The following is a 7797-nucleotide window of genomic DNA, read 5'->3' as shown; positions in this document are numbered from 1 at the left end:
GGGGGGGGCGCAAGCGAATTGAGGGGGTTTTCGCGGAAACGGTTTTTTAGAGATATCGGCGGCTAAGGCCCGTACATCCCGGCGGATAGGAATACGGCTAACGAGGTCAGGGCGCCAAAGGAAAGCGGAGGAATACGATGCGGTGTGGGGTTTTAATTCTTACTTCCGGATTATTATTGACTTTGGTTTTGTTTTTAATACCCCGTTAAAGCGATAGGGAGGCGTTAAAATGCTACCGAAAAAGAACAAAATGAAGCTCGATAAAGCCATTAAAAAATGGCGTACCGGTATCAAAAAGCGCGGCGTTATTACGCTAAAACTTCGGAGCGCAATACAAGGCGCGGGATATGAAAAACGGGGCCCGAAAAATTTTAACTTAATACAAGGAGTATATATCCCGAAAGGGTTTATATTTAACGGCCCCGTTAAATAAATGCAAACGTCTCGAAGAAACTCGGCTAGACGATTTTATTCACATTTACCCGTACCCGGCCGGGGCGAAAGGGGGACTATTCGAGAAAGAAAATGACCTTCAAGCCGCGTTTATAAAAGTATATACCCACCCAAAACTCGGTTTAACCAGAATTATTGACGAAGAATACAAACCCTCCGGGTCGACTAAAAGGTTAGATATATTATGCGACGGTTCTGACGGGAGGATACTAGTCGTAGAGCTGAAGAATAGTAATGGCGAACGGCGGGCAGTCGAACAATTATTGGCCTATATTGGGGATATTAAACGCGAAAAAGCCACCGCGGAAGTTGGAGGGATATTAATAACGGGGACCGTCGATCCGGATACTTTACACGCGATTTTCGGCCTCGATAAAGAAAACCTTATAACCTGGTTTCAATATTGGAAAACTGAAAAAGGGTCCCTCGAATTCGAGGAAATTACTAAGGCGACCGTTAAAGATTTTACTGATAAGATCGAAGGGTTTACAGCCTAGTATCGGACGCTTCGCTTATATAGTAACGGAGGCAGTATAATGAAGATCGCAGATTACGACCTTCCGGACGAGCTGTATTACCACGGCGAGCACGCGTGGGCGAAGCTGGAGGACGACGGCCGCGTGCGCGTCGGCATGAACGACTTCTTCCAGAAGGCCGCGGGCGACGTCGTCTACGTCGACCTCCCCTTCGAGGACGACGACGTAGCGGCGGGCGAGACCTGCGGCAAGGTCCAGTCGTCGAAGTGGGTGGGCAAGCTCGTGGCGCCGGTCTCGGGAACCATCGTCGAGGTCAACGAAGATTTGGAGGGCGACAGCACGCTCATCAACAAGGACCCCTACGGCGCCGGCTGGATTATGGTCATCCAACCGTCCGACTGGGAGAGCGAGAAAGCGGCCCTCATGCAGGGCGACGCCGTCGCGGCGTGGATGAAAGGCGAGATGAAGAAGGCCGAAGAGAGCGGCTAGCAACCCCGGGCCGTCTACCGGCGGAGGTGGTAGTATGAAACTGGACGTCCCCTACGGCAAGGAGACGGTGCCGCTCGAGGTGCCGGACGACGCCGAGGTAGTTTATCCCAACAAGGTCGAAGCCCGCGACGAGGGTAAGGTCCTGGCGGAAGCGCTGGCCAACCCCATCAACGCCAAGGCCTTCGCCGACTTCCTGGCGGACGCGCGCGACGTCCTCTTCATCGTCAACGACGCCACGCGCCCCACCCCCACCGCCCGGGTCCTCGAGCTCATCAAAGACGACCTCGCCGGCGTGAACGCCTCCTACATTATCGCCACCGGCGCCCACCGCGCGCCCACGGAGGAGGAGCTGCGCGAGATCTTCGGCGGCCTTTACGACGACGTCAAGGACCGCATAATAATCCACGACGCCACACGCGACGAGGATATGGTCCACATCGGCACCTCCACCAACGGCACCGAGATGTACGTCAACCGCGCCGGCGTCGACGCCCATAAAATAGTCATCATCGGCTCCGTCGAGCCGCACTACTTCGGCGGCTACACCGGCGGCCGCAAGGCCTTCCTGCCCGGCATCGCCTCCCGCAAGACCATTGAGCAGAACCACAAGTACGCGCTCCGGCCTGAGGCCAAGGCGCTCGCCCTGGAGGGCAACCCGGTCCACGAGGACATGGTCGACGCGCTTAAGACGATCGCGGACAAGGAGATCTTCTCCATCATGACGGTACTCGACGGCGAGCACCGCCTTTACGCCGCGACCGCGGGTCACATCCACGACTCGTTCTACGCGGCCATCCAGGCCGCGAACGAGGTCTTCTGCGTACCGGTCTCCGGGGAGGCCGACGTCGTCGTGAGCGTCGCGCCCTACCCGATGGACATCGACCTCTACCAGTCGCAGAAGGCGCTCGACAACGGCAAGCTCGCGATGAAGGACGGCGGCATCCTCATAATGGTATCGAAGTGCCGGACCGGCGTGGGCGACGAGGCGTTCCTGGAGCTGCTGGCGAGCTGCGCCACGCCGCAGGAAACGCATGCCAAGCTCGAGTCGGACTACAAGCTCGGCTGGCACAAGGCCGGCAAGATGGCCGAAATCGCCGTCAAGGGCGAGATGTGGGGCGTCACCGACCTCGACGACGAGACGCTCAAGAAGGCCTTTATAAAACCGTACAAAGACCTCCAGCAGGCGTTCGACGACGCGCTGGCGGCGAAGGGCGCGGGCGCGCGCGTGCTGGTTATGATGAACGGCTCGATGTCGATTCCGATGATAGGATCTTAACCGCGCGGCCCGGCCGTCGCGTCGGGCGCCGCCGGAGGTTGGCATGGACAAGGATATCCTCAAAAAGATAGAGAAAATCGTAGGTAAAACCGGCTACACGGTTTCGCCGGTGGAGCTCCGCGCGTACGCCGCGGACGCCGGCATCCACCTCCACGAACCCGAGGTCGTCGTACGGCCGGCGAACGCCGAACAGGTTTCCGGAATTCTCAAGCTCGCCAACGAGCACAAGATCCCGGTAACGCCGCGCGGCGCCGGGACCGCGTTGTGCGGCCACGCCGTTCCCATCAAGGGCGGCATCGTCCTCGACCTCCAAGCGATGAACAAGATAAAGGAGGTTCACGCCGAGGACTTCTACGTCGTCGTCGAACCGGGCGTGGTATACCAACAACTCAACGATTTCCTCAACCCGCAGAAGTTCTTCTTCCCGCCGGCGCCGGGCTCGGGCGACGTCGCCACTATCGGCGGCATGGTCGTCGCCAACGCCTCGGGCGTCAATGCCGTCAAGTACGGCGCCACCCGCGACTACCTCCTGGGCTGCGAAATAGTCCTGCCCACGGGCGAGATAATTCACAGCGGCACCCGCACCCTCAAGAACGCCTCCGGCTTCCAGCTCGACCGCCTGATGGTGGCGTCCGAGGGTATGCTGGGCGTCGTTACGGAAATAATCCTCCGTATCGTGCCGCTTCCCGAAAAGAACGCGCTCGCGATGGCGGTTTTCGACGACCTGGAGAAGGCGGGCCAATGCGTCTCCGACATCATCGGCCATCCGCTCATCCCGCACTCGCTCGAGATAATGGACAACATCTGCATCCAGGCGGTCAACAAGGCCACCGGCCTCGGCCTGCCGGAGGTCGAGGGTATCCTACTCATAGGCGTCAGCGGCCACCCGGCGACGGTCAAGGACGAAATCGAAATCGTCGCGGACGTGGCCCGAAAGGCGGGCGCCGTCGACGTCACGTTCACCGAGGACCCGGACGAAATCGCCGAACTGCAAAAAGGCCGCAAGGCCATGATCCCGGCGCTCTCGCGCTTTAAGGAGGGAATGGTCACCGTCATGCTGGCGGACGATATGGCCGTTCCGCCCTCCCAGGTCCCGAAGGCCGTCATGGCGTTCCACGAGATCCAGGACCGCTACGACGGTATTTACATCCCGACGTACGGCCACGCCGGCGACGGCAACCTTCACACCAAGTTCATCATCGACCCCACCGACGCCGACGTGTGGGAGCGGGCCGAGAAGGCCAACGAGGAGGTCTTCGACGCGGTCCTGGCGCTGGGCGGGACCGTGACCGGCGAGCACGGCGTCGCGATCACCAAGGCGCCGTACTTCAAGAAGGAACGCGCCGACTCGCTGGAGGCGATGCGCAAAATAAAGCGGGCGCTGGACCCCAACAACATCCTGAACCCCGGCAAGCTCATGGATTGGGACCAGCCCGGCATCATCCACTTCCTCCGCTACAAAACCGGCAAGCGCGAGTACGGCGAGGGGATGGAGGCGCTACAGAAGTGGGAGATGGAGCTCAACGCCTGCACCCACTGCGGCTTCTGCAAGGCGGTATGCCCCACGCTCTCGGATATCGGCTGGGACGCCGCGGGTTCGAAAGGGCGGCTCATGGCCTCGTACGCCATGTTGCAAGGCGACCTGAAACCCGGCGACGAAGTCGTGGAGCGGCTCTTCTCGTGCACGATGTGCATGGACTGCACGCGCCGCTGCCCCACCAAGATCGAGGTCGCGCCCATCGTGGAGGCGGCGCGGGCCTCCCTCGTCAAAGCCGGCCACAAGATGCCGGTGCACGAGGACCTTGTGGCCAAAGTCCGCGAGACCGGCAACATCTACGGCGAAAAGGAGGCGGCCATAAAACCGCAGGAGGGCGAGGCGCTCCTCTACCTCGGCTGCCAATACGCCCAGCGGCCCAATATGGTCAAAATGTTCACCCGCATCCTCGACAAGCTCGGCGTCAAGGCCAAGATCGTGGAGGAGACCTGCTGCGGCAACCCGCTCAAGATCCTGGGATACTGGGACGAGTTCGAAGAGCAGAAGAAGAAGTTCAACCGGATGGTCCCCGAAGGCGAGCTCATCACGTTTTGCCCGACGTGTACCGTGTTCCTCAAAGAGGAATACGGCCGGCCCGTCAAGCACGCCCTCCAGTTCATCGCGGAGAAATTGGCCGACGCGTCGCCCAAGAACCTCGAGCTCAAGGCCACTTACCACGACCCGTGCCACCTATCCCGGGGCGCGGGAATAATCGAGGAGCCGCGGGAGATACTGAAGGCCATCGGCGTCGACGTCGTCGAGATGCCGCTGTCGAAGAATACGTCGCGGTGCTGCGGCGGCGGCGGCGGCATCATAACGTCCGCGCCCGAGCTCTCGGGCCGGCTGGCGGTCTCGCGGGCGGAACAGGCCGCGGCCACGGGGGCCGACACGGTCGTAACCGTTTGCCCGACGTGCGAGCTTACGCTGCGGTCGGGGGCGCAAGCCATCGGCGGCAACGGCGACGGCTTGAAGGTCGCCAACCTCCTCGACCTGGTATGGAAAGCGATCAAGTAGCGATGAAAGTTTACGACTTAGGACTGCGGCCCAAGCTGGACTCGATGCTCTGCTTCCACGCGCTGGCGCACCTGGGGCGCGAGGGGTTGATGTTGGTCTCGCCGGCCTCCCCCATCGCCTGCGTCGGCTACTTCCAGGACACGCGCGAGGTCATCGACCTCGACTTCTGTCTTAAAAACGGCCTGCAGGTAATGCGGCGCGAGGTGGGCGGCGGCGCGACCCTCCTCGACTCGAGCCAGGTCTTCTACCAGCTGATACTCCGCCGCGACAACCCGCTCGTGCCGCGCTCCGTGGACGGCGTCTACCGCAAGTTCTCCCAGCCGGCCGTAGACGCCTACGGCGACATGGGGGTGGAGGTCTCGTTCCGGCCCATCAACGACCTTGTGACGCGGGAAGGCCGCAAGATCACCGGCGAGGGCGGCGCCGATATTGGGCCCTGTATGGCGTTCGTGGGCGGCATCCTGCTGGACTTCGACTACGAACTTATGCCCCGCATCCTGAAAGTGCCGGACGAGAAGTTCCGCGACAAGTTCCACAAGTCGCTCGCCGAAAACCTCACCACCCTTCGCCGGGAGACGGGCCGGCTGGTGCCGCGCGAGGAAGTGGCGGCCGCGCTCAAGCGCCGGTTCGCGGAGGTCCTGGGGCCGCTGGAAGAGGCGGCGCCGGACGACGAGCTCCGCGCCAAGATGCGCGAGCTCGAGGCGCGGTTCCGCTCCGACGAGTTCCTGTTCCGGAAGATACGCCGCCCCGCGGCCCGCGAGACGCGCGTGCGCGAGGGCGTGCGCTTCGTCGACGGCGTCCACAAGGCGCCCGGCGGCCTGCTGAGCTGCTACGCCGAGGTGGTGGACGACGTAATCGACGACGTATCCATAACGGGCGACTTCACCATGGTGCCGCGGGCGGGCCTCGAGGAGTTGGAGGGAGCCATCGTCGGCGCGCCGTACGAACCCCGGCCGGTGAGCGACACCATCGAGGATTTCTACGGCAAAACGAAGGTGGATACGCCGGGCGTCGAGCCCGACCACTACCTGGCCGCCTTGGGGTTGGCCGGTTAGAACGGCTCGGGACGGCGCCGCGGTTAAATGAGAATAAACGAAAAGCAGGCGAGTCCAAACGACGCGCGAAACGGAGGAATATATGGCGGCTAAAAAGCACGGTTGGAAAGCCCCCTGGCTCCAAAAGGTGAAGGCCAAACCGCCGAAGGGCGAGAAAGAGCACTCCCTGGTCGACGTCGACGAGCCCAACCTCTACCGCGACCAATTTCCGTACTGCGAAATCCCCAAGTTGGCCTTCGACGGCGAAACGGTCCCGCTCGCGCCGGCCGAGGAAATCTGGGTTACGGACACGACGTTCCGCGACGGCCAGCAGGCGCGGCCTCCCTACACCGTCGACGACATCGTACACGTCTACGACCTGCTCCACAAACTGGGCGGCCCCAAAGGCGTCGTCCGCCAGTCCGAATTTTTCCTGTACAGCGACAAAGACCGCGAGGCCCTGAAGAAGTGCCAGGAGCGCGGCTACGAGTACCCCGAGATAACGGGCTGGATACGCGCCGTACCGGCGGACTTCGAGCTGGTCAAACAGGTGGGGCTGGAGGAGACCGGCATCCTGACGTCCATCTCCGACTACCACATCTTCATGAAGTTCAAGAAGACGCGGGCGCAAGTGGTGGAGGACTTCATGAAGGTCATCGGCGCCGCCGCGGAGGCGGGCCTGAAGGCCATCCGGTGTCACTTCGAGGATATGACCCGCGCCGATTTCTGGGGTACCGTCGTGCCGTTCGCGGAACGGCTGATGCGGTTCTCCGAAGACACCGGCATGAAAATAAAGATCCGCATCTGCGACACCATGGGCTACGGCGTACCGTGGGCCGAGGCGGCGCTGCCGCGCAGCGTCCCGAAGATGGTATACTACCTCCGCACCGAACTCGGGATACCGCACGACCAGCTCGAATTCCACGGCCACAACGACTTCCACCTGGTACTCGCGAACCCGGTGGCCGCGTGGCTTTACGGCTGCGCCGCGGCCAACTGCTCGTTGTTGGGCATCGGCGAACGGACCGGCAACTCGCCGCTCGAGGCGCTGTGCGTCAAGTACGCCAGCCTCAAGGGCACCACCGACGGTATGGACATGACGGCCATCAAAGAGATCGGGGAGTACTTCGAGAAGAACATGGGTTGGCCCGTGCCCTCCAACTACCCGTTCGTCGGCCGCGACTTCAACGTCACCCGCGCCGGCATTCACGCCGACGGCGTTATCAAGAACGAGGAAATTTACAACATCTTCGACACGGCTTGCATCCTCAACCGGCCGCTGGGCATCTCGGTCACGGATAAATCGGGCGTGGCCGGCGTCGCGCTGTGGCTCAACCAGTACCTCGGCCTGGAAGGCGACAAGCAGATAGACAAACGTCACCCCGGGATACAGGCCATCGCGAAATGGGTGGAAGAGCAGTACGGGGCCCGCAGGACGACGGCCATATCCAGCGAAGAGATGCTCGAGCAAGCCAAACGGCGCATGCCCGACCTCTTCGCCTAACTCCGCCCGGCGCGGCC

At 61.8% G+C, this 7797-nt stretch carries 5 protein-coding genes; all 5 read left to right on the top strand.

Annotation, left to right across the window (positions count from 1 at the left end; genetic code table 11):
* Positions 1-989 precede the first annotated feature (989 nt).
* Positions 990-1418 carry a glycine cleavage system protein GcvH gene (gcvH, locus tag VMX79_10390; GenBank protein ID HUV87507.1) on the top strand — a complete coding sequence of 143 codons (429 nt, stop codon included), beginning with the start codon at positions 990-992 and terminating at the stop codon, positions 1416-1418.
* Positions 1419-1452: 34 nt separating this feature from the next.
* Positions 1453-2694, top strand: coding sequence for a nickel-dependent lactate racemase (gene larA, locus VMX79_10385; protein ID HUV87506.1), 1242 nt, complete (start codon positions 1453-1455; stop codon positions 2692-2694).
* Positions 2695-2737: 43 nt separating this feature from the next.
* Positions 2738-5242 carry an FAD-binding and (Fe-S)-binding domain-containing protein gene (locus VMX79_10380; protein ID HUV87505.1) on the top strand — a complete coding sequence of 835 codons (2505 nt, stop codon included), beginning with the start codon at positions 2738-2740 and terminating at the stop codon, positions 5240-5242.
* Complete coding sequence (locus tag VMX79_10375) at positions 5224-6297, top strand: biotin/lipoate A/B protein ligase family protein (protein HUV87504.1); 1074 nt, start codon at positions 5224-5226, stop codon at positions 6295-6297. Before VMX79_10380 ends, VMX79_10375 begins: the two co-directional genes overlap by 19 nt.
* An 82-nt stretch (positions 6298-6379) precedes the next feature.
* Positions 6380-7780: a 2-isopropylmalate synthase gene (locus VMX79_10370; GenBank protein HUV87503.1), complete on the top strand. Its 1401-nt coding sequence runs from the start codon at positions 6380-6382 to the stop codon at positions 7778-7780.
* Positions 7781-7797 lie beyond the last annotated feature (17 nt).

Source organism: bacterium, assembly GCA_035529855.1.
Lineage (GTDB): Bacteria > RBG-13-66-14 > B26-G2 > WVWN01 > WVWN01 > WVWN01.
The sequence above is the reverse complement of the archived record's forward strand: the minus strand, read 5'-3'. Positions and strand labels throughout refer to the sequence as shown.

Coding starts and splice junctions, on each gene's coding strand:
- VMX79_10380 (HUV87505.1), top strand. CDS start 2,738: ATGGACAAGGATATCCTCAAAAAGATAGAGAAAATCGTAGGTAAAACC.
- gcvH (HUV87507.1), top strand. CDS start 990: ATGAAGATCGCAGATTACGACCTTCCGGACGAGCTGTATTACCACGGC.
- VMX79_10375 (HUV87504.1), top strand. CDS start 5,224: ATGGAAAGCGATCAAGTAGCGATGAAAGTTTACGACTTAGGACTGCGG.
- larA (HUV87506.1), top strand. CDS start 1,453: ATGAAACTGGACGTCCCCTACGGCAAGGAGACGGTGCCGCTCGAGGTG.
- VMX79_10370 (HUV87503.1), top strand. CDS start 6,380: ATGGCGGCTAAAAAGCACGGTTGGAAAGCCCCCTGGCTCCAAAAGGTG.